We start from the raw sequence: 22951 nt of genomic DNA on the forward strand, positions 1-22951 counted from the left end.
AGGGGTCTTGAGTCATTCCAGCGAACCTAAGTGAGACTAGGAATCTACTGACAGCTCGCTTTGAATTCAAAACCTTTTATCCATAACCCGAGCATGCTAGTCATAGGTACTGAATCACGCTCGTGCCTCGTTGACCAGAATGACGAAAAGGAAGACTCTCAATTAAAGCCGAAAAGTAATTACTTCTCGTCTTCTGGCAGCTTCACGTTGAGCTCAAGAACCGAAATATCATCGTCCTTGTGTTCGAACGTCAAATCCACCATGTTTGGATCAATCGCAACGTATTTGCTGATCACCTTCAAGATGTCCTCTTTCAATTGAGGCAAGTAAGAAGGCGCAGGATCGTTCTGGCTACGACGCTCAGCAACGATGATCTGCAAACGCTCTTTGGCTAGATTCGCAGAAGTTTTCTTTTGCGGGCGGAAAAATTCTAGTAGTGACATGTCTAGCCTCCGAATAGTCGTTTAAAGAGTCCTTTCTTCTCCTCAGTAAGGAAACGAAATTCAACCTGGTTGCCCAGTAGGCGGTCTACCGTATCAGAGTAAGCCATGCCTGCATCTGTGTTCTCGTCAAAGATCACTGGCACACCTTTGTTTGATGCATTCAGTACCGCTTGGCTTTCTGGAATTACGCCCAGTAGAGAAATGTGTAGGATCTCTTCTACGTCTTCAACGCTTAGCATCTCACCTTGTGTTACGCGAGAAGGGTTGTAACGCGTCAGTAGTAGGTGCTGCTTAACTGGCTCAAGACCTTGTTCAGCGCGTAGTGACTTAGAATCTAAAATACCTAAGATACGGTCAGAGTCGCGTACCGAAGACACTTCTGGGTTTGTCGTTACAATCGCTTCATCTGCGTAGTACAGCGCCATCAGAGCACCTTGCTCAATACCTGCTGGAGAGTCACAGATGATGAAGTCGAAGCCCATTTCATCCAACTCAGTGAACACACGTTGCACGCCATCTTTGGTTAGCGCGTCTTTATCACGTGTTTGAGAAGCTGGAAGAATGAATAGGTTATCTGTGCGCTTGTCTTTGATCATCGCTTGGTTAAGCGTTGCTTCACCGTTGATGACGTTAACAAAGTCATACACCACGCGGCGTTCACAGCCCATGATAAGATCGAGGTTACGCAAGCCGATATCAAAATCGATCACCGCAGTCTTTTTGCCCTTAAGAGCCAGACCAGAGGCGATGGCTGCGCTTGAAGTGGTTTTACCAACGCCACCTTTACCAGACGTTACTACAATAATGCGTGCCATTTTATTTCCTTTTTAGACTAAATCGTGAGTGTTTCTAGATGTAATGATTCTTCGGCTTTACTGATCATTACTTTCTTTTGCCAATACTCACTCTCAATTTGATCGCTCAACCAGTAATCTCCTGCAATGGAAACCAGTTCAGCTTGTAAATCGTGACAAATAATTCGTGCTTCTTGTTGGCCGCTCGCCCCAGCAATGGCGCGTCCGCGTAGGGTGCCATGAATGTGGATAGAGCCATCAGCAATCACTTCTGCACCAGCGCTTACGTGTGCCAGTACAACCAAGTCACCGTCTTTGGCGTAAATCTGCTGGCCAGAACGTACAGGCGTACGAACGATTTTGGTCGGCGCCATTTTCGCTGGTGCTTGAGTTGGAGATTTGCTCGCAGACATGATGGCGAAGCCCGCTTCAGAGGCAAGGTTTTGAACGCGCTTATCTTTACAGCCAGTCACGCCAACCGGAATAAACCCTGCATCGGCGATGCCTTGTTTAAGTGCGGTGAAATCAATATCGCCTTCTACTTTTGCTATATTGATAACCAGAGGTGCGGATGCGAAGAAAGAGGGTGCTTGAGAAACCTTTTCTTGCAAAAATTCGACAGTCTTAGCGATCTCGTTGTCAGAAAGGTGTAAAACTGACAATGTAAAACTGCTACCTTTAAGGTCAGGTGAATGGGTCATCGTGGACTTCTTGCCTTTATTGAAAGAGCGTTGCCTTAAACTAGGTCTGTCATGTTATATTTCATCCTTTAGCGCAGCAAGTTCTCAAGCGGGCAAATAAGTGAATTAATCTCAAATTTGCTATCAAGTTTGCGAGAATTTTACGTTTTCAACAAAATCCGCACTCAAAGCGGGTAAATCAGCACAAAAGGCTCGTCATGCTTTGTTCTATTTATAAAAGCTCCAGAAAAGAAGGCACTTATCTCTATATTCCGAAAAAGGATGATTTCTCACAGGTTCCTGACACGTTAATGCAGATGTTCGGTAAGCCTATGCCGGTGATGACAATCAAACTTGATGGTCGTACTTTGGCACAAGTTGATGTCGAGAAAGTGAAAACGTCATTAATTAATGATGGTTTCTTCCTACAGGTTCCGCCTCCGCCGGAAAACCTACTAGAAAAATACAAAGAACAAAAAGCCCAGCAGAAAGGCGAATAACGTCACCGCTTTTCATCTGGGAATTCTGCCTCGCTCAAGGAGGGCGATATGAAAAAGATACTGGCAGCAATGCTCAGCGTTGGTATGTGCACTTCAGCCTTTGCAAGTAGCGATGGCTTTGATGAATACCTAAATAAATTGCGTGCAGAAGCGCGTGATAAAGGCATTTCCGAACAGGTGATCAGTGCCGCTTTTGCTGATGTGGAATACAAACCACGTGCAGTCAAAGCCGACCGTAACCAACCTGAGAAGAAACTGACGTTAGACGAATACATTCCGCGCGCGGTACCTGAGTGGAAGGTTAAGCAAGCGAAGCAACTGTATAAAGAACACTACGCTGAACTTAAACGCATTGGCGATGAGTTTGGCGTGCAGCCGCGCTTTATCGTTGCTCTATGGGGCGTAGAAAGTAACTTCGGTAAGTTTACTGGTAACTTCCGAGTGATCGACGCGTTGTCGACCATGGCGTTTGAAGGTCGTCGTGAAGAGTTCTTCCGTAAAGAAACCATGGCGGCACTACAAATCCTAGATGAAGGTCATATCGAGCTAGAGAACTTCAAAGGTTCTTGGGCAGGCGCGATGGGTCAATGTCAGTTTATGCCAAGCTCATTCCTACGCTTTGCTGCGGATGGTAACGGCGATGGCAAGAAGGACATCTGGCAATCAGAAGCGGACGTGTTTGCTTCTACTGCGAACTACCTAAGCAAATCTGGCTGGGATGATAAATTCACTTGGGGTCGCCAGGTTAAGGTGCCACACGGCATCGACCACAACCTGCAAGGTCGCGAAGCGGAAAAAGGTAAGTATCTGCAAGAGTGGAGCAAGCTTGGCATCACCAAATACGATGGCAGCCCACTTCCTAAGCTGGACGAAGACATCAAAGCTTGGCTGATCATGCCAGACGATGAGAACGGTCGTACTTACCTGGTGTACAACAACTACAATGTGTTGATGAAGTGGAACCGCTCTTACTACTTCGCACTGGCGGTAAGTCACTTAGCTGACCGCATCACATTCTAGGTTGAATGTATAAACGAATAAAAAGGGGCTCTTCGGAGCCCTTTGTTTTCTCTATTTGAAACGAGGTTTGCGTGTTATCTGAACGTGCTGCACAAATGGTGATCTTCTCAGCGTTGATCAAACATAAGAACTTTACCGCTGCGGCAAAGAGCCTAGGTGTGTCTGTTTCTCACGTCAGTAAACAGCTCAGCCAGTTGGAAGCTTCACTGGGCATTAAGCTTGTTCAACGCACCACGCGCAGCTTCACACCAACCGAAGCTGGGCAAACCTTCTATCACCATTGTGAACAAGTGGTGCAAGCTGTTAGCAGTGCCACGTTAGAGATGGAAAGCCAACGCGATGAAGTCGCCGGTTTGGTTCGTCTTGGGTTGTCGCAGTCTTTTGGCACGCTGCATATCATCCCTGCCATTCAAGAACTTCGTGAGAAATACCCGCAACTGCAAGTCGAAGTGCATTTGTTCGATTACAAGGTCGATATGCTCGAAGAAGGCTTGGATTTATGGATCACCAACAATGAACACCTACCAGAAGGCTACATTGCTCAGCGATTAGCAGATTGCCAATTTGTGGTAGCGGCATCGCCGGATTACTTACTCAAGTTCGATACGCCAACCGAACCGAATGACTTGTCGCAGCATAACTGCCTTATTTACCGCAGTTGGGAGCGTGACTACACCAGTTGGGCGTTCACCAATCGCGAACAAGAGCTTAATGTGAAAGTCTCTGGTAACTACTCGGTCGATTTAGCAGAAGCGGTGCGTGATGCTGCAATCGCAGGGTGGGGGATTGCTTACTTAGCCACTTATTTACTGGGGGATGAGTTCCGCTCAGGCAAATTGATCCAGCTTCTACCTGATTGGAGAGCCAGCCAATCCATGCCGTTTTATGCGGTGTACCCAAGTCGTCAGCATATGCCGAAAAAGATCTCAGCAGTGATCGAATTCATCAAACAAAAGATCGGATCGCCTTGCCATTGGGATCAGCGATTAGCCCCGTATATTTCGATTCCGAAGTAGGGAATACATAAGGTGATTTGAGTCACAAAATTTTTCCAAATCCAGAAACATCTTTTCCATTTGGAAATAATAACTTAAGGCAAACGTTTATCTTTATTTAATTCAAAGAGTTATTTTGCTGGTTAAAGAGTGAGCAGACGAGATTCTCAGCCTGTTAACATCCCCAACTTGCAGCATTTTTTACGCTCTATACAATCCGACGCCTTTCCTGTTCCCCCTTTTGTCGGATTCATTTTATGAACTCAATTCTTGGTATCGTAGTCATCCTATTCGTAGCATGGCTGCTTTCGACTAACCGTAAGAACATTCGTCTACGAACGGTGTCTTTGGCTTTTGCTCTGCAAGTAATCTTCGCGCTATTGGTACTTTACGTACCAGCGGGTAAAGAAGCGCTTAACGCAGTAACTGGCGCGGTTTCTAACCTAATCAACTACGGTCAAGAGGGCATCGCGTTCCTATTTGGCAACCTAGCAACAGGTGGCTTTACTTTCGCGATTAATGTTCTAGGTATCATCATCTTCTTCTCAGCGCTGATTTCTGGTTTGTACCACATTGGTCTAATGCCAAAAGTAATCAACCTGATCGGTGGTGGTCTACAGCGTTTGCTAGGCACAGGCCGTGCAGAATCGCTATCTGCAACAGCGAACATCTTCGTTGGTATGATTGAAGCGCCACTAGTCGTGAAGCCATACCTTAAACACATGAGCGATTCTCAGTTCTTTGCAGTAATGACTGGTGGTTTGGCATCGGTTGCTGGTGGCACGCTAGTGGGTTACGCATCACTGGGTGTGGATCTTAACTTCCTAATCGCGGCGGCATTTATGTCAGCACCAGCGGGTCTTCTAATGGCAAAAATCATGATGCCAGAGACAGACAGTGCAGCACAGGATATGGATCTAGACCAAGTAGAAATGCCACGCGCAACCAACGTGGTTGAAGCAATGGCAGACGGCGCAATGTCTGGTCTACGTATCGCAGTGGCGGTAGGTGCAACGCTATTGGCGTTCGTGAGTGTTATCGCGATGCTAAACGGCATTCTAGGCTGGTTCGGCGGTCTATTCGGTATGGAACTGAGCTTCGAGCTAGTACTTGGCTACCTATTCGCACCAATCGCATGGTTGCTAGGTATTCCTTGGAATGAAGCTATCGTGGCTGGCTCCCTGATCGGTAACAAGATCGTGGTAAACGAGTTCGTAGCCTTCATCCAACTGATGGAAGTGAAGTCTCAGCTAAGCGCACACTCACAAGCTATCGTAACCTTCGCACTGTGTGGTTTCGCAAACATCTCAACCATGGCAATGCTAATTGGCGGCCTAGGCTCACTCGTACCAGAGAAGCGTTCATTCATTTCGAAATACGGTTTCCGCGCAATTGCAGCAGGCGTAATGGCGAACCTGATGAGTGCATCAATCGCTGGCGTGATTCTGAGTTTGTAACAGAACCCCTCCCTAACCCTCCCCTTAGAAAGGGGAGGGGACTAGACCTGAGTGCGCTGATTGTGAAGCGCTAATCCACAATTAATATGATGTGCGCTGTGATTTCATAGGGAAAAGCGATCTCAGTCCGGTCCTCCCCATTTTCAAGGGGGAGTTAGAGGGGGTTGTTGCTTCTAACTAAATACAGTTTCGGTATTTGAATAAGTCTGCGAACGAAAAAGCGCTCTCTGTCCGGTCCTCCCCATTTTCAAGGGGGAGTTAGAGGGGGTTGTTGCTCCAAACTAAATCCGGTTTCGATATTTGAATAAGTCAGCTAGCCAAAAGCGATCTCAGCCAGGTCCTCCCTATTTTCAAGGGGGAGTTAGAGGGGGTTACTGTTCCGAACTAAATTGAATAACCTTTCCAAAACAGACTCGGTTTGCTTCATCACTTCTTCGTTGGTAAATCGCAGAACCTTAATCCCCAATGTTTCCATGAATGCATCCCTAATTGTATCTTTCTCTTTTCCCTCATCAGAGAAATGGCTATCGCCATCAATCTCAATAACCAAGTTCAATTCCGCACAATAGAAGTCAACAATATAGCGACCAATGCCATGTTGCCTACGAAACTTTACGCCAAGCTGTTTACGTCTGATTCTTTGCCAGAGTACCTCTTCAGGTTTTGGCATATTTGCACGTAACTGACTCCTGATTTGCTTTTGGTACTTTAAGTTAAAAGTTCGTTGTGGCACTGGTGCTCCCTTTGCGTTCTTGACCCCTCCCTAACCCTCCCCTTAGAAAGGGGAGGGGACTAGATCGGAGTGCGCTTAGTGTGAAGTACCAGTCGACAATTAATATGATGTGCGCTGTGATTTCATAGGTAAAAGCGATCTCAGCCCAGTCCTCCCTCTTTTCAAGGGGGAGCTCGAGGGGGTTGTTGCTCCGAACTAAATCCAGTTTCGGTATTTGAATAAGTCAGAAAACAAAAGTGAGCTCAGTCCAGTCCTCCCCATCTTCAAGGGGGAGCTAGAGGGGGTTGCTGCTCCGAACTAAATCTAGCTTCGGTATTTGAATAAGTCAGCGAACCGAAAGCGAACTCAGTCCAGTCCTCCCCATTTTCAAGGGGGAGTTAGAGGGGGTTGTTGCTCCGAACCAAATCCAGCTTCGGCACTTGGATAAGCCAGGGAACCAAAAGCGAACTCAGCCCGGTCCTCCCCATTTTCAAGGGGGAGTTAGAGGGGGTTGCTGCTCCGAACTAAATCTAGTTTCGGTATTTGAATAAGTCAGCGAACCGAAAGCGATCTCAGCCCGGTCCTCCCCATTTTCAAGGGGGAGTTAGAGGGGGTTGTTGATCCAAACTAAATCCGGTTTCGGTATTTGGGTAAGTAAGAAGGCCAAAAGCGATCTCAGCCCGGTCCTCCCCATTTTCAAGGGGGAGTTAGAGGGGGTTGCTGCTCCGAACTAAATCCGGTTTCAGTATTTGAATAAGTCAGCGAACCAAAAGCGAACTCAGTCCAGTCCTCCCCATTTTCAAGGGGGAGTTAGAGGGGGTTGTTGCTCTGAACTAAATCCAGTTTCGGTATTTGAATCAGTCAGCAAACCAAAAGCGAACTCAGTCCAGTCCTCCCCATTTTCAAGGGGGAGTTAGAGGGGGTTATTACTCCAAACAAAAAGGGCCCCTTGCGGAGCCCTTTCAGTATCATAATTCTTTATTTCTTCGTATGGAATTGCTCGCAAGCCAGCATCGTGTTCTCAATTAGGCTTGCTACTGTCATTGGGCCAACGCCGCCCGGGACAGGGGTAATGAAGCTCGCGTTCTCACGTGCTTTATCGTATTCCACGTCACCGACTAGTTTGCCTGATTCAAGACGGTTGATGCCCACATCGACCACAACAGCGCCTTTCTTAATCCACTCGCCAGGAATGAAGTTTGGTTTACCAACTGCAACCACAACAAGGTCAGCTTGGCGAACGTGACCCTCTAGATCTTTAGTAAAGCGGTGACAAGTTGTTGTTGTACATCCAGCGAGCAACAGCTCAAGTGTCATTGGGCGACCAACGATGTTTGATGCGCCAACCACAACTGCGTGCTTGCCACGTAGCTCAATGTTGTATCGGTCAAGCAGCGTAATAATGCCTTTTGGCGTACAAGAACGAAGCTTAGGAATTCGCTGTGCTAGACGGCCAACGTTGTAAGGGTGGAAGCCATCCACGTCTTTCTCTGGGTGAATACGCTCAAGAACGTGCGTTGCATCGATGCCAGCAGGAAGTGGCAACTGAACAAGAATGCCATCGATTTCTTCGTCGTTGTTTAACTCATCGATAAGTGCCAACAACTCTTCTTCCGACGTTGTCGCAGGAAGGTCAAAAGACTTAGAGACAAAGCCAACTTCTTCACACGCACGGCGCTTACTGCCAACGTAAACTTGAGAAGCTGGATCTTCACCAACTAAAACAACTGCAAGACCAGGAGCACGAAGGCCAGCCTCAACGCGAGCTTTCACACGTGCTGCAACTTCGGATCGAACAGTTTGGGAAATGAGAGTTCCATCTATATTTTGAGCAGTCATGACTTTCCTTTTTAAATTGAGAAGGCAAATTATTTGCGGCGCATTGTCGCAGAAAATCTATTTAACATCCATACGCAAACGTTTGCTTTGGGGTGTTTTTGAACATTTATCGCTTTAGTGCCCTTTTTTTAGGCATTCAGATCAGAATGTTATGAAAACCCGTTGATTTAAGCGCTTGAACTCGTATAATCCTGTCCCTGTAGCGCGCCCTTAGCTCAGCTGGATAGAGCACGTCCCTTCTAAGGATGTGGTCATAGGTTCGAATCCTATAGGGCGTGCCATTTATTTAGAAACCCTGATAACTCTCCCGAGTTATCAGGGTTTTGTCGTTTTAGGCGCCAGAATTTCCAACTCAACGTCTCCTACAACTTTTGCACTACCTTCTAGTCTTTGCAATCAATAGCACTTACTATGTGTTCAGTTCAATTGCAGCCTTATCTTTATGTCTTCTACCTCCAATTTCTATAACCAAAATGCGAGCTCATTAGCGGAGCAATATAACTCGACGACGTTTGAGAATGTTCACGCGAGCTGGCAGGCTTTTTGGCCTCATGCTGGCGATCGGGTATTGGATGTGGGAGCAGGATCTGGGCGAGATGCAAAATGGATGTCGGAGCAAGGCTGTGAAGTGATTGCTCTTGAGCCTGCTGCATCTCTACTAGCGTTTGGTAAAGTTAAGACGGGTGATTCGGTTACTTGGCTTGACGATGCCTTGCCTGCGCTTGAGAAAACCACCAACTTAGGGCTTCGCTTTGATCTTATTTTGGTGAGTGCGGTTTGGATGCATCTTGCGACTTCTCATCGTGAACGCGCTTTCCGTAAGCTCTCTAATCTACTAGCACCAAATGGTCGATTGGTCATAAGCCTTCGTCATGGTGACTTCACTGATGGGCGCAAAGCTTATCCTGTCTCCGTTCAAGAATTAGAAAAGCTGGCGAAGAACAGTGCGCTTATGGTTAGGCATGTCTCCGACAGTGACGACCAACTCAAGCGTGATGACGTTCATTGGCAGACAATTGTCATGTCACTTCCCGATGATGGTTCAGGTGATCTCAACAAGGTTCGCCATATTATCGTGAACGATTCTAAGTCAGCGACTTACAAACTGGCATTGCTACGAACCTTATTGCGAATTGCAGACGCACATTCTGGAGCCGTTATTGATCATACAGACGGGAAAGTCGCGATCCCCCTTGGTTTAGTTGGCCTTTATTGGATTCGTCAGTTCAAACGTCTCATCGATAAAGAAAACATCCAGCAGAATTCCAATGCCTCAAAAGGGCTCGGATTCATTAAGCCTGATGGTTGGGACAAACTTTCTCATTTAAGTCCTGATGATTTAGCGATTGGCACCATGTTTGTTGGTGATGATGCGGCTGCTTTAGACCAAGCGATTAAAGACAGTTTGAAAACCATCAAAGATGGCCCAGTTACCTATACATACCAAGGTGACAAATCGAATCCATATTTTGAAATGGTACGTTCATCGAAAAAGCATAAAGGCACTATTGTTGTTGATGGAGCATTCCTTGAAAGCTATGGCCAATTTATTCTGGATGAGAGCTTGTGGGACTGCTTTAGGCTTTATCACTCTTGGATTGAACCTCTGGTGGTCAACCAATGGATCCTTGAAATGCAGCGGTTTAGCTCAAACCAAGAGCGAGGCATCGCGCTGCAAACATACCACGACTGTTTGGTTTGGATTGATAAAGATCACGACACTCGCGCGGTACGCAAGCGGGTAGAGCAGTTGCGTTCGAATCACTCTGAGATCATCAGTGTTTGGAGTGGAAGCAAGTTGCGTAACGAATACCATGTTGACCACTGTTTACCGTTTGCTTATTGGCCGAACAACGATAAATGGAACCTGCTGCCCACATCCAAAACTGAAAATCTCAACAAGCGCGATCGGCTGCCTGCGGTCTATCGGTTGAATGCGTCGAAACAACGTATTTTGGATTGGTGGGAATTAGCGTGGGGAGAATCAGAGACACTCAGCCAATCATTCTTTACAGAAGCATCGCTGTCTTTACCCAATGTGCCCGCCTCCTGCCAAGACTTTGAACATGTATTTGAGGCTATGGGGTTGCAGATTCGCGGTGTGAAAAGTCGCCTTTGTATTGCTGAGTGGTAACTGAGCTCTCCGTCCAAGTTTTGATGGAGACGGAATGCCCCGAGATTAAGACTTCGGTAACCTTCCATGCAAACTGTATGCATGGAGGTGAGCATGGTGAATTTGACGGTTGATGCGCTGGTTCTGGCGGCTCTCTCTACCGCTAGTTGGGATGGTGTTTATCACTGTGAGGTTGGACTTGGTCAGACCAACTCTGGTCTAAATGCATGGGTTGAGTATCAACTTTCTATTGATGATGAAAGCTGTACTTTGGGCATCTTGGGCTTTCAGACAGAAGAGAACATAAAGTGTGCGACGAGTCGTCAAGACCACACTATCGATATTTTATTTACGTCTTATTCTAACGGTAGAGTTACCAATCGATATGGTGTTCAACTTTACCAAGTTGGAGAGCCTCTACTCAGACTAATTCAGCGTGAAGACAGTGTTGTGACTGAGTGGAAGGCCATTCAACCGAATTCCGATGTGCAACAAACTACTTATTGCTTTGATCGGAAAGAAAAATCATGAAGTATGATTTTTTCTCATTCCTATTCTTATCCTAAATGTTTTCTATAAAGCTCACCGATCCACCTCACACTTTTGTGCTTCACAACTGATACTGATGTTAAAAAAGTAAGAAATGGACTACAGTTTTACAAATGTTTTCCCACTGTGGTTTTATCGTGAAAACGGTTTCTAAGCGATTGTATAAGCTACTAAAAATAACAAAGCTTAAGCACAAAAAAGATAAGGTTTTTTCCTTTCCTAACAGCCTGATGCGTAAGAATCAGAAGGTTGTAAACACACTCTCGCCTTTATCTTTATTCCCTAATAAAAATGATGTTTCTTGTTCGTGTTTTTCCTCCTCTCCTGTTGATGCCCTAGCTTGGGGTAATCGCGTTTCACCCGAGTTTAAAAGCAAAGTCAGCGACATTTCTCAAGAGCTCAATATAGACCCAAACCACCTAATGGCTTGCATGGCGTTTGAAACGGCAGAGACGTTTAGCCCGAGCATCAAAAATGGTTCTGGAAGTGGCGCAACAGGGCTGATTCAGTTTATGCCTTCAACGGCCGAGGCGCTGGGTACCAGTACCAGAAAGTTGGCCAAGATGAGCGCAATTGAGCAGCTCGATTACGTCAAAGCGTACTTCTTGCCGTACCGTGGCCGAATGGACTCTCTTGAGGATGTGTACATGGCGATCCTCTATCCGGCTGCCATTGGTAAACCCCATTCGCATGTGTTGTTTAAACAGGGGTCGATCGCGTATCGTCAGAACGCGGGGATCGACCGCAACAACGCTGGCAAGATCACGTTAGGTGATGTGTCCTACAAGGTGAGGCGCAAGCTAGAGAAGGGCAGGCACCCCAAGTTTTACGGTTAACTTTCCGTTCGGCGGAGGATCAGAAGGTCGCTCCGCCATCCACTCTCAAATCATGCATGGTGATATGACCTGATTTATCACTGAGCAAAAACTCAATCGCGTTGGTGATGTCCTTGGTCTCGGCAATCTTGTTTAACGGAATGCCCATGCGATGGGAGACCAAGTTGCCTTGAATTGTTTCTCGCTCGCCATAAGCTTCATTCCACATCTGCTCTTGCATTGGGGTCCGGGTTGAACCGGGGCTAACGATGTTGCAGCGAATGCCATGCTCTGCCAGTTCTAACCCCAAACATTGCATCCACATGTGCAGGCCAGCTTTGGAAGTGCAGTAAGCGGACATCTTGACGCGTGGTGTGTCTGCGGCGTTGGAACCGACGGCCACAATCGCGCCTTGCTTGCTGTGTTTGACCAGAATTTTAGCCAGTTGTTGTGTGAGCAGCATGGTGCCTTTTAAGTTCACATCCAAGGTTTTAGTCAGTGCTTTCAGTGGCAAATCTAAAACTGATTCGAGATGCAAAGTGCCAGCACAAGTGACGATGTAATCAGGGATAAGTTGGTCTTGCTCTAGATTGTGGCAAGCGGTTTGAATTGCCTTTGCATCTGCCAGATCAAAAGGGACAAGCAGCGTATTCGATTGTTGGCATTCTGGTAGCGACTGCTGGAAGGCATCGAGTGCTAATTGAGTGACATCGCAGGCAATCACTCGTGCTCCTTGTGCCAATAAGCTTTTGGCACATGCTAGGCCAATCCCTTGTCCTGCGCCGGTCACTAAACACAGTTTGCCGTTGAATTCTGAGCGGTTTTCACTCATTCCTTTCTCCTTTTGTGCAACAAGTATCAAATCAAAATTGGATGGATGATAATGATTTTTGTTATCGTTGTCGCGATATTAACAAGGAGGTCGTGAAATTGATGAATAAATTTGGCTGGAAAATCAAACCTTGGCTTTTGGCTGTGGGGCTCGTTGGAATGGTTGGGTGTGAGTATTTACCACACTATGCCGAGGTGAACTTAGCCCAGCAGAAAATTGAGCAAGTAGTGAAACAAGCCCAGCCTGCAAATGCGGCCATTTTAAAAGCGTTCGAGCAACACAATTTTGTTGGGATCGGTGATTACCATTGGAACGATGCATTTCTGAATTACGCTACCGAGCTGGTGACGACTGAGGCGTTCTCTGACCAGGTTACTCATATTGTGGTTGAGTTTGGCAATGCGAAATACCAGCCAGTGCTGGATGAATATTTGGCTGGGGGCGAGGTGACTCAAGCGCAGTTGGAGGAGGTGCTTAGAGGGTCGATTTATTTTATGGCCTGGATGCCTGATGCGTACCGAAACTTTTTTGAGGCGATCAGAACGCGCAATGCGGCCTTGCCTGAAGGGAAAAAAATTCAGGTGCATTTAGCGGAAGCCCCTTTTGATTGGCAAGGCCTTCAAGATGAAAAAGTGTGGAAACTGGCGGCGAAGAATAAAACCGATCACTTCTATCAAATTGCGGCTGAGCGAATGGCCAAGCAAGAAAAAGCCCTGTTGATTTTTGGCGCTTTTCATTTGGTTAATGCGCCCAAGGATTACGTGGCAAAAACGCAAGACAGCGCTTGGCCACTGGCGACGCGTTTGGAACAAGCGTTTCCAGACAGCACGTACTTAATTTGGCCAATGACAGAGCCAGAAGTGGTGGAAACTTTCCACGGTGTGTCAGCCCCAGCGCTGCTGGACGTGAAACAAAGCCCAATTGCGGAGCTGAGATTTATCGACCTCTTGCCGAAGGCCCGTTACAAGTTAGCGGCTATGGACAAGATGGATGCGCAAGTGGGCGAATTGTTTGATGCGTTTCTTTATCTTGGAGCAAATCAACGCACGACAGTATTTCCTCGTGACGTGATGGCAGACCGAAATTGGGTGAATGAGATGCAAAGACGCGTGGATTTAATTGGCGGAAAGATGCAAGACCGCTTCAATGAAATACGAACGTTGAGCGATGAAAAATACGGCTTTAACGATCAGGGTTAATTCACGTCCTATTACGTAAATTCATTGATCCGATCAATGATTGATGGCTGATTCCAAAAGGGTTCAGCCATTTTTTATGTCCGGTAATTTTTCCTCTTAAGTTTTCTAACTATAAGTAATTATTTGCTTTTTTCCATATTCATACTATGGGATTAATTTATAGAATTATTTATAATGCGAGTGATAATTATTATCAAAAAGTGTTTGAACAATTGATTTTGTATGTGTAGTCTCACTCGTCAAATGAGAAGGGATCTCATTTGGAACGCTATGTTTAATAAAGCTTGAGAGATGATTATGCTTCGTAACTCAATGGGAAGTAGCACTATGCTCACCGAGTTTCTTAACGCTCATACGGATGATGCTTCGTTCTTTTTTAGCTCACCGACGGTGACCTTACTTACCCAAGGCATTGCCGCAGAATTTTCCCAACAGGTGAAATTCTCCGAGTTAGATACTCACATCAGTCAATTACTTGAATCGGCAAAGGATGCGGGAAACCAAAACCCCATTGCGGTGGGAGTGATTCCGTTCTCTGAACACAACCCGGTGCACTTTATCGTCCCAGACAGTCTTATCACGACGTCACCAATCAGACCGGATAAAGTATCTGATGTGGATGGGGTTGCTGATTGTCCACCTTCATCGATCCAACCGATTCCTACTCCTGAAGAGTACATGCGCAGTGTTGAGTTAGCGGCGACAAGCTGCTGTCGAGAGGACATTGATCTGGATAAAGTGGTGTTATCACGCACCATGCAGGTCGATACGGAGGAGGAGATTGACCGCGCACGCCTCTTGAAAACCTTACTCAAACAAAACCCAGGTGGCTATACGTTTTCTACCCGTATTGGTGGCAGTCAATCTGACGCGTACTTAATGGGCTCGAGTCCTGAATTGCTTGTATCACGCAAAGGCCCGCACGTTTGTTCCAACCCTCTGGCGGGTTCTCGCCGACGCAGTGACAACGAATGCATTAACCAGCAGCAAGGTGAGCTGATGATGGAGAGCGCGAAAGATCTCCATGAGCATGCCGTGGTGGTGGATGCAGTTGAAAAAGCGCTGCAGCCTTGGTGCCATAACCTGTATGTACCGATGGTGCCATCGGTGATAGAAACCAAAGCCATGCTTCACCTCTCGACTCGCATCGAGGGCACGGTATCGGATGCAAACACGAGTGTGTTGAAGTTAGCAAGTGCACTGCACCCAACGCCAGCCGTATGCGGTTATCCGACGGCGCAAGCTTACGATTTTATTAGCCATGTTGAACCTTTTGACCGCGGTTACTTTACCGGTCTTGTTGGTTGGGTTGATGCTCGTGGCAATGGTGAATGGGTGGTCGTGATTCGTTGTGCGGAGGTCGAGAAAAAACGCCTCAAAGTATACGCGGGCGCTGGGATTGTGGCAGGCTCTGAGCCACAAAGTGAGCTGGAAGAAACCGGTAACAAGATGCGCACTGTCCTCAATGCGTTGGGCATCGAGATCCGTGAAAACATGGAGGTGGTGCAATGAGTCGCGAATCCATGCAAGCATCCGGCTTTACCCCATGGCCAGAAGCGCGAGCAGAACAATATCGCCAAGCTGGTTACTGGACAGATCAAACGATCCCACAAATGTTACAAGCCAGCGCTATTCGACTGCCACAGCAATTGGCATTGGTAGATGGCGAGCGTGAGTGGACGTATCAATCTTTGGCACAACAGGTCGACCAACTGGCGGCAGGTTTCCAAACCAAGTTGAGTCTCAAATCAGGGGACAAAGCGGTGTTGCACCTGCCGAACATTGGGGAGTTTTATCTTAGCTTCTTCGCTCTACTCAAAATTGGCGTGCAGCCCGTACTGGCTTTGCCTGCGCACCGTTATTCGGAGATTCGATACTTTTGTCATTTTACCGAGGCAAAAGTATTGATTACTGCACCGCAGCGAGGTGTGAACACGGCTGATATCGCGCAGCAAGTTGCGGCTGAATTACCGAGCCTTACCAGCATTGTTTGGGCGGGTGAAGCGAGTGAAATGCCTAGTGGTAGCCTAGCGCTCGATAGTCTTTATTCAAACGAAGCAGAACTGAATGAAGAACAGGGAGAAGACTTCGCGTTCTTCCAACTTTCTGGTGGCACTACGGGCACGCCAAAACTGATCCCGCGCACTCATAGCGACTATCTCTATAGCGTTCGTGCCAGCAATGAAGTTTGCCAGTTCTCAGATCGAACTCGTTACCTTTGTGTGTTGCCTGCGGCGCATAACTTTCCGCTTAGCTCGCCAGGTGCACTGGGCTGTTTAATGGCTGGTGGCACTGTGGTGTTAACACCAGATGCTAGTCCTCAGACGGCGTTTTCTTTGATTGAGAAATACCAAATTACCGTGGCGGCTTTGGTTCCACCATTAGCACTCTTATGGCTGGATGAAGCTGCGCGAACAGAACATGACATTACTTCCCTTGAAGTGTTGCAAGTGGGTGGTGCTCGTTTTAGTGAAGAAGCTGCAAAGCGAGTTCGACCAGAGTTGGGCTGTACCTTGCAGCAGGTGTTCGGCATGGCAGAGGGGCTCGTAAACTACACCCGTTTGGATGACCCCGAGTCTGAAATCATTTCTACCCAAGGTCGGCCGATGTCGCCAGCGGATGAGCTGTTGGTTCTCGATGAAATGGGCAACCCCGTTGAACAAGGAGCTGAGGGGATTTTGTTCGTGCGTGGCCCTTACACCATTCAAGGCTACTATCGTGCGCCAGAGCATAATCAGCGTTCTTTTACTCAGCAAGGGTATTACCGCACGGGTGATATTGTCGTTTTGACCGAAGCGGGCAACTTACAGGTGGTGGGGCGCGATAAAGATCAGATCAACCGTGGTGGAGAGAAGATCGCTGCGGAGGAGGTCGAGAACCATCTGCTTGCCCATGACTCGGTGCACGATGCCGCCGTAATTGCCATTCCGGATGACTACTTAGGTGAGCGCAGTTGCGCAGCATTGGTTTGCCCAGAACAGAATCCTAGAGTGATTGAAATAAAACGCTTTTTAAGAGATCGCGGCTTAGCGGACTTCAAGATCCCCGATCGCGTTATTTTTGTTGATGTACTGCCGAAAACTCCCGTCGGAAAAATAAATAAAAACAAGCTACTAGAACTCGTTTAACCAACCCAGCGTCGCAAAGGCTTTTGGGGCGCTGAGCTTTTTTAATATTTTGGAGACAAGCCCAATGGCCATTCCCTCTCTCTCTGGTTACCCATTGCCCAAGGCGATACCAGAAAATCGTGTTAACTGGTCTGTAGACCCCCAGCGTGCCGTGTTACTTATTCACGACATGCAGCAGTACTTCCTCAATTTCTATGATGTCGACAGCGAGTTGATTCAAACCCTGACGCGTAACATTCAGGCGATCAAGCAAACCTGTATTGATGCAGGGATCCCCGTGGTGTACACCGCGCAACCTGGTGACCAAAAGCAAGAAGACCGCGCATTGCTGACGGATTTTTGGGGACCAGGTTTAAAAGCCGACGACAGCATGACTCGCATTTTTCCTGCGTTAGCGCCTACCGAGCAAGATATTGTTTACACCAAATGGCGTTACAGCGCATTCCAGCGTACGCCGCTTAAATCCATGATGGATGAAACGGGACGCGATCAGTTGATCATCGTTGGTGTTTACGCTCACATCGGTTGTTTGCAAACCGCGGCAGAAGCCTTCATGACCGATATTCAAGCCTTTATGGTGTCTGATGCGGTAGCGGATTTTTCTTCTGATGATCATGACATGGCGCTCAACTACGTTGCTGGCCGCTGCGGTTATGTTCTGGATAAACAGCAGCTCCTGTCTCAGATAAACCGTGCCGATGAGTTGATCGGTGATGATTTCTCTATTCCTCAATCTCAGCCCCACTTAACTCAGCAATTGGCTGCTTTGCTAGAAGTGCCAGTCGATGAAATGACACCAGAAGATAGCCTATTGGATTTCGGTTTGGACTCCGTGCGCATGATGTCGCTGGTGAGTGATTGGCAACAAGCGGGACTTGATGTGAGTTTTATGGAACTGGCTGCCAAACCCAGTTTGCAAGATTGGTGGCAACTGATCGAGAAGAAACGGACTTAGCAGCCAAAGAATAAGAAAAACAAAGGAATGAACATGTACGATTTACCTTATACAGCGGAGCAACTGTTGCCGCTGACGGATGCCCAAGCCGGGATTTGGTTTGCCCAGTTACGCGATCCAGAAAATCCAATTTACAAGACAGGTGAATACCTAGTGATTGATGGCAAGGTGGATGAGCCTTGTTTTGTTGAAGCGGTTAAAACGGCGATTGATGAAGTAGATTCCTTACACGCTAAGTTTGTCACCACTACCGAAGGCCCACGCATGGTGATTGACCGCCAAAACTGGCAGGTAGAGCGAATCGATTTCTCACAACAAGATGCACCGCTGGATGCAGCCGTCGATTGGATGAAGTCTGAGTTGAAACAACCTGTCGATTTAGAGCAAGGCCCGTTATTCGTTATGGCATTGCTCAAGCTTTCAGAAGACCAGTTCGTGTGGTTCCTATCGCTTCATCATATCGCGATTGATGGCTACAGCATGTCCTTGGTGGCGGGACGCGTGGCACATATTTATGGCCAACTCGCTCAGGGGAAACCATTCGACAAGATCGAGTTTGTCGACCAGCAAGCCTTGCTAAAAGAAGACGATGACTACAAAGCGTCGGAGAAATACCAAAAAGATCGCGCTTTCTACCTTCAACGTTACGCAGACCATTCAGATACCGTCAACCTCGCGGGCAAACCGACCGTTACATCAGACCGTTTTTTACGTTTAAAAGGCGCGATGGAAGTCGACGATTTCCAACGCATGGAATCACTGGCGAAACAGTGTCGGACCCACTGGTACAGCGTGCTCATTGCATCCATTGCTGCTTATGTGCACCGTATGACGCGTTCAAATGAAGTTGTTCTTGGTGTGCCTTTGATGGGGCGTTTGGGCTCTGTTGCGATTCAAACCCCAGCGATGCGCGTGAATATTTTGCCCGTGCGCGTCAGCTTTGAACAAGGCTTGGATATTAAGACGCTGATCAAACAGGTTAACCAAGAGTTTTCCTCGGTTCGTCGTCACCAAAGCTACCGTTATGAAGAGCTTCACCGTGAGCTTAACTTGGTAAAAGACAACCGTAACCTATTTGGTCCTTTGGTTAACATCATGCCGTTTGAATACGAGCATAAATTTGGCGAGCTTAACTCCAAAGCGCATAACTTGTCGGCCGGTCCAGTAGATGACATCTCGTTTTATTGTTACGAGCTTGGTGGTCAGCTTCATATCGATATGGATGCCAATCCGGAGCTGTATTCCGAGAAAGACATTCACGAGCATCAACAGCGTTTGTTCCACTTTATGAGCGACTTTTTTGCAAGCGCGCAAGCTCAAGATCCAGCTCTTTGCCAAGTCAGCGATATCAATATTCTTCTTGCTGGTGAGCGAGAGAAAGTCATCGAAACTTGGAACGACACTGACCACGAGGTACCCGAGACGACGTTAGCCGCTCTGTTGGCAAGGCAGCGTATTCTTACCCCCCATTCACCAGCAATAATCTTTGAAGGCCAAAAGCTCAGCTACGAAGAGTTAGCGAAAAAAGTCTACTCGTTGACCAACTGGCTGACGGCAGAAGGCGTTACTCTGGGTGATCGCATCGCGGTGTGTGTGCCAAGAAGTGAAGAGTTGATCGTTGTACAGCAGGCGATTCTGGCCGCAGGTGCGGTTTATGTACCGGTGGACCCAGATTATCCAGAGGGCCGTATTCACTACATGCTCGAGTCCTCTGCGCCTAAGTTTGTGTTCTCTACGTCGGCACTGCAAGACAAGTTGCCGCAAGGTGTGGAAGTGAAGCTGGTCGATGATGACACTCTGCCAACCATTTACAAAAGAGTCGAGCCACTGCCACCGCAAGTGAAGCCTGAGCCGCACTCTCCGGCCTACATGATTTACACCTCTGGTTCGACGGGCAAACCAAAAGGTGTGGTGGTCACCCATGATGCAATCGTTAACCGATTGCTATGGATGCATGACCAATATCCGATTACTGCGAAAGATCGCGTGTTGCAAAAAACGCCTGCGGGCTTTGATGTGTCGGTGTGGGAGTTCTTTTGGCCTATGATGGTTGGCTCATGTTTAGTGATCGCGAAACCGGACGGACACAAAGATCCGATTTATCTGCAAGATCTTATTCATCGCGAGAAGATCACCACGCTGCACTTTGTGCCATCTATGCTGCAAATCTTTGTTCAGCAGGCGGACGCCGATTTATGTCAAAGCTTACGCCAAGTTTTCTGTAGTGGTGAAGCGTTGCCTATTGAGTTAGTTAATCACTATTACCAAGCATTCAACGCGCCTCTGCATAACCTTTATGGCCCAACAGAAGCGGCTGTGGATGTGACTTATTGGCCAAGTGAAGCCAATACCGAAGGCACGTCGATTCCAATCGGGCGTCCAGTGTGGAACACGCAAACCTACATTCTGGATGATGCATTAAACCCAGTACCGCCGGGTGTGGTAGGGCACTTGTACATTGCTGGGCGTCAATTGGCGCAAGGCTACCATGGTCAGCCAGAACTGACGGCAGAACGCTTTATCGACAATCCATTTGGTCCACAAGGCAGCCGAATGTATCTATCGGGGGATTTGGCTCGTTGGCGTGAAGATGGTGCGATTGAGTACTGTGGCCGTAGTGACTTTCAGGTCAAGATCCGCGGTTTCCGTATTGAGCTGGAAGAGATTGAGAATGCCTTGGCCAATCACCCAAGTGTTGCTCAAGTGGCGGTGTTGGCTCAGGAATACAATGACGGCGACAAACGCTTGGTTGCTTACGTCACCGCTGAGATTACTGAGCAGGGTATCGATAGTAATGCATTGCAAACGTACCTCGCGGAACCACTGCCAGAGTATATGGTGCCGAGCTACTTTGTTGAGCTTGAAGCCTTTCCATTAACGCCTAACGGCAAATTGGATCGCAGCGCACTACCGAAGCCGGATCTGTCTGGTCAAGTCGGTACCAAGGGGCCAAGTAACTTAGTTGAAGAGCGTTTGTGTAAGTTGTTCTGTCAGTTATTGGATCTGCCTGCGGTCGGTGTGGATGACAACTTCTTCGAGCTTGGCGGGCACTCCCTATTGGCTGCGCAGTTGATTGCCCACGTGAAAGAAATCATGGGGATTGAGTTGTCATTGGCGGCGGTATTTGAATCGCCAACGGTTTCCGGTATCGCGGCCAAGCTCAACGGCAGCGAAAGTGATGATGCACTGAGCATTTTGTTACCGCTGCGTAAGCGTGAAGGCAAAGCGGCTATCTTCTGTGTACACCCCGCTGGTGGTCTAAGTTGGTGTTACGCAGCACTGACGCCAATCATTCCTTCTAATGTTCCGCTTTATGGTGTCCAAGCTCGTAACCTTGGTGACCCTTCTGCACCACTACCAAAGAGCATGAAGGAAATGGCAGAAGACTACGTGGCCGCGATTCGTGAAGAGCAACCCTTTGGGCCTTACCATCTTCTGGGTTGGTCAATTGGCGGCATGATTGTTCACCTAATGGCGGGCATCTTACAAGAGCAAGGCCAAGAGGTGGGCTTAGTCACGTTACTGGATTCTTACCCTGCAGAGCAGTGGCAAACCATTCATCCTCCGGGAGAAGAGCAAGCGCTTGGTGCTCTGATCCGTATGGCGGGGGTTGAGTTTGATGAAGCCGCGCATTCCAGCATCACTAAGCCAGAGGTGATCGACATCCTGCAAGATGCAGGTTCTTCCATGGCGCACCTGAGCACCGAGACCATCACAGCCATGATTGAGGTGGTGATCAACAACAACCAGCGTGTACGTGATGCGGTGGATTACCACTACCAAGGTGATGTGCTGTTCTTCAACGCTGAGAAGCCACCAGAAGAGTCGTTCCTCGATCGTAATGGCTGGTTCAAGTACATGGAGGGTGACCTCAAAGTGGTTGATGTGGCCTGTTTGCACCGTGACATGATGCGTCCAGAGATGCTGCGTTTGATTGGTACCCACATGGTGAAAGAGCTAAGAGAGAGATTCGATGTTTGATTCGTCAACACAATCTAGATCGAACGCTCAGTTGGAGGGGATGATTTCCCCTCTGGCTTTCTTCAAAGCCAAATTGGAAGCTGGTGCCATTTTGGCGATTGGCGAAGCGCATTGGTATGGCGAGTTGTTCGAAAAGATGACCGACGTATTGTTGGATGCGGAACTCGATGGGGTGTTTTCCCATTTATTTATCGAGTTTGGTAACGCGAAGCACCAAGCTTTACTCAACAATTACCTAATGGGCGAGACGATTACCGATGCAGAACTGGCTGCAGTGTGGCTGGATTCGGTTGCATTTCCAGCTTGGTTACACCCGTGTTATGGCCAGTTCTTCCAACGTTTAAGGGCGGTGAATGAACAGCGCAAGGTGCCTATCAACGTTGTGCTGACAGAGCCTTCTTTCCAATGGCAAGACATCGCGCATGCGGGAGAGTTGGCAAAGATTAATGCCCAACGTGATCAAGCGTTAGTCGATGGTGTTGAGAAGCAAGCGGTGAAGAGTGACCGAGGCGTTGTGGTGCTTGTTGGTGCGCGACACATTCTCAAGCGTTCTCCGACGTTAGGTTTTATGGCCAAGCATAAGACGTTTGGTGATTTGGCTCAGCAGAAGTTTGCTCAGCGTTACGTGTCTGTGTGGCCGCACATTCTGACGAGTGAGTTCAGTCACACAGAACATGGCATCTATGCGACAACGCAGCCTAAGTTAAGCCAAAAGTCGTTCCTCGATTTGATCCCGAAGAAACCACCAGTCAATCCTTACGCGTTTATCTCGCTGGATAAATTGGTGGACGCTTATTGGTATCTAGGGCCGCAAAGTCGTCAATTGGACGCACATGGTGTGAACGTACCGTTGATGTGGAAATTACGGCTAGAACAACGGTTGCCGTTAGTCAATGAGCGGCAGCAGATGGTGATCAAAAAGGTCATCGAATAACGAAC

General features: G+C 47.8%; 19 protein-coding genes and 1 tRNA gene. 14 read left to right on the top strand and 6 right to left on the bottom strand.

The genetic code is table 11. The annotated features are described in order from the left end of the window. Positions 1 to 179 precede the first annotated feature (179 nt). The 3 genes from minE to minC are packed head-to-tail and all read right to left on the bottom strand — an operon-like array spanning position 180 to position 1938. On the bottom strand, positions 180 to 443 hold the full coding sequence (gene minE / locus GXP65_RS18120; RefSeq protein ID WP_005437690.1) for a cell division topological specificity factor MinE: 264 nt from the start codon (positions 441 to 443) through the stop codon (positions 180 to 182). 2 nt (positions 444 to 445) lie between these two features. Beyond that, positions 446 to 1258, bottom strand: coding sequence for a septum site-determining protein MinD (gene minD, locus GXP65_RS18125; protein ID WP_005437688.1), 813 nt, complete (start codon positions 1256 to 1258; stop codon positions 446 to 448). 17 nt (positions 1259 to 1275) lie between these two features. Further along, entirely contained in the window at positions 1276 to 1938 is a 663-nt protein-coding gene (gene minC, locus GXP65_RS18130; protein WP_005437686.1) for a septum site-determining protein MinC, read from the bottom strand. A 197-nt stretch (positions 1939 to 2135) separates the two neighbouring features. Between minC and GXP65_RS18135 the strand changes: the two genes are divergently transcribed. The 4 genes from GXP65_RS18135 (at position 2136) to GXP65_RS18150 (ending at position 5889) form a co-directional block, all read left to right on the top strand. Continuing rightward, complete coding sequence (locus GXP65_RS18135) at positions 2136 to 2417, top strand: YcgL domain-containing protein (RefSeq protein WP_005430875.1); 282 nt, start codon at positions 2136 to 2138, stop codon at positions 2415 to 2417. A gap of 48 nt (positions 2418 to 2465) precedes the next feature. Then, positions 2466 to 3437: a lytic murein transglycosylase gene (locus GXP65_RS18140; protein ID WP_005430863.1), complete on the top strand. Its 972-nt coding sequence runs from the start codon at positions 2466 to 2468 to the stop codon at positions 3435 to 3437. 71 nt (positions 3438 to 3508) lie between these two features. Next, entirely contained in the window at positions 3509 to 4453 is a 945-nt protein-coding gene (locus GXP65_RS18145) for a LysR family transcriptional regulator (RefSeq protein ID WP_005446456.1), read from the top strand. Between the two features lie 236 nt (positions 4454 to 4689). After that, positions 4690 to 5889 (top strand): NupC/NupG family nucleoside CNT transporter, encoded by a 1200-nt coding sequence (locus tag GXP65_RS18150; RefSeq protein WP_005430867.1) that lies wholly within the window; start codon positions 4690 to 4692, stop codon positions 5887 to 5889. Between the two features lie 361 nt (positions 5890 to 6250). Here the strand turns inward: GXP65_RS18150 and GXP65_RS18155 are convergent, their stop codons facing one another. Both GXP65_RS18155 and folD read right to left on the bottom strand, forming a co-directional pair. Next, on the bottom strand, positions 6251 to 6622 hold the full coding sequence (locus tag GXP65_RS18155) for an endonuclease domain-containing protein (protein ID WP_162093414.1): 372 nt from the start codon (positions 6620 to 6622) through the stop codon (positions 6251 to 6253). A gap of 957 nt (positions 6623 to 7579) precedes the next feature. Then, positions 7580 to 8440, bottom strand: a complete 861-nt coding sequence (folD, locus tag GXP65_RS18160) for a bifunctional methylenetetrahydrofolate dehydrogenase/methenyltetrahydrofolate cyclohydrolase FolD (RefSeq protein WP_039985725.1) — start codon at positions 8438 to 8440, stop codon at positions 7580 to 7582. Between the two features lie 204 nt (positions 8441 to 8644). Between folD and GXP65_RS18165 the strand changes: the two genes are divergently transcribed. The 4 genes from GXP65_RS18165 to GXP65_RS18180 all read left to right on the top strand — a co-directional run bounded on the left by GXP65_RS18165 (position 8645) and on the right by GXP65_RS18180 (position 11938). Continuing rightward, positions 8645 to 8721 (top strand) — tRNA-Arg (locus GXP65_RS18165). Between the two features lie 161 nt (positions 8722 to 8882). Beyond that, a complete protein-coding gene (locus tag GXP65_RS18170) occupies positions 8883 to 10574 on the top strand; it encodes a class I SAM-dependent methyltransferase (RefSeq protein ID WP_162093415.1) in 1692 nt (563 codons plus the stop codon). A gap of 93 nt (positions 10575 to 10667) precedes the next feature. Continuing rightward, entirely contained in the window at positions 10668 to 11084 is a 417-nt protein-coding gene (locus tag GXP65_RS18175) for a DUF5991 domain-containing protein (RefSeq protein ID WP_005430881.1), read from the top strand. A 131-nt stretch (positions 11085 to 11215) separates the two neighbouring features. Further along, positions 11216 to 11938, top strand: coding sequence for a transglycosylase SLT domain-containing protein (locus tag GXP65_RS18180; RefSeq protein ID WP_162093416.1), 723 nt, complete (start codon positions 11216 to 11218; stop codon positions 11936 to 11938). Between the two features lie 19 nt (positions 11939 to 11957). Here the strand turns inward: GXP65_RS18180 and GXP65_RS18185 are convergent, their stop codons facing one another. Then, positions 11958 to 12749 (bottom strand): 2,3-dihydro-2,3-dihydroxybenzoate dehydrogenase, encoded by a 792-nt coding sequence (locus GXP65_RS18185; RefSeq protein ID WP_162093417.1) that lies wholly within the window; start codon positions 12747 to 12749, stop codon positions 11958 to 11960. Positions 12750 to 12850: 101 nt separating this feature from the next. On the opposite strand from GXP65_RS18185, the gene GXP65_RS18190 reads away from it, so the two are divergent. From GXP65_RS18190 to GXP65_RS18215, 6 genes are all read left to right on the top strand, one after another. Beyond that, positions 12851 to 13948 (top strand): hypothetical protein, encoded by a 1098-nt coding sequence (locus tag GXP65_RS18190; protein ID WP_162093443.1) that lies wholly within the window; start codon positions 12851 to 12853, stop codon positions 13946 to 13948. Positions 13949 to 14239: 291 nt separating this feature from the next. Further along, a complete protein-coding gene (locus GXP65_RS18195) occupies positions 14240 to 15460 on the top strand; it encodes an isochorismate synthase (RefSeq protein WP_162093418.1) in 1221 nt (406 codons plus the stop codon). Then, on the top strand, positions 15457 to 17076 hold the full coding sequence (locus GXP65_RS18200; protein ID WP_162093419.1) for a (2,3-dihydroxybenzoyl)adenylate synthase: 1620 nt from the start codon (positions 15457 to 15459) through the stop codon (positions 17074 to 17076). Before GXP65_RS18195 ends, GXP65_RS18200 begins: the two co-directional genes overlap by 4 nt. Before the next feature lie 64 nt (positions 17077 to 17140). Then, entirely contained in the window at positions 17141 to 18031 is an 891-nt protein-coding gene (locus GXP65_RS18205; protein WP_162093420.1) for an isochorismatase family protein, read from the top strand. Between the two features lie 33 nt (positions 18032 to 18064). Beyond that, positions 18065 to 22012: an enterobactin synthase subunit F gene (locus tag GXP65_RS18210; RefSeq protein ID WP_162093421.1), complete on the top strand. Its 3948-nt coding sequence runs from the start codon at positions 18065 to 18067 to the stop codon at positions 22010 to 22012. Then, positions 22005 to 22946, top strand: a complete 942-nt coding sequence (locus GXP65_RS18215; RefSeq protein ID WP_162093422.1) for a hypothetical protein — start codon at positions 22005 to 22007, stop codon at positions 22944 to 22946. The genes GXP65_RS18210 and GXP65_RS18215 overlap by 8 nt, the downstream gene beginning before the upstream one ends. The last annotated feature ends 5 nt before the right edge of the window (positions 22947 to 22951 follow it).

The sequence above is a fragment of the Vibrio sp. LB10LO1 genome (assembly GCF_010092875.1).
In the GTDB taxonomy this organism is placed as follows: Bacteria; Pseudomonadota; Gammaproteobacteria; order Enterobacterales; family Vibrionaceae; genus Vibrio; species Vibrio campbellii.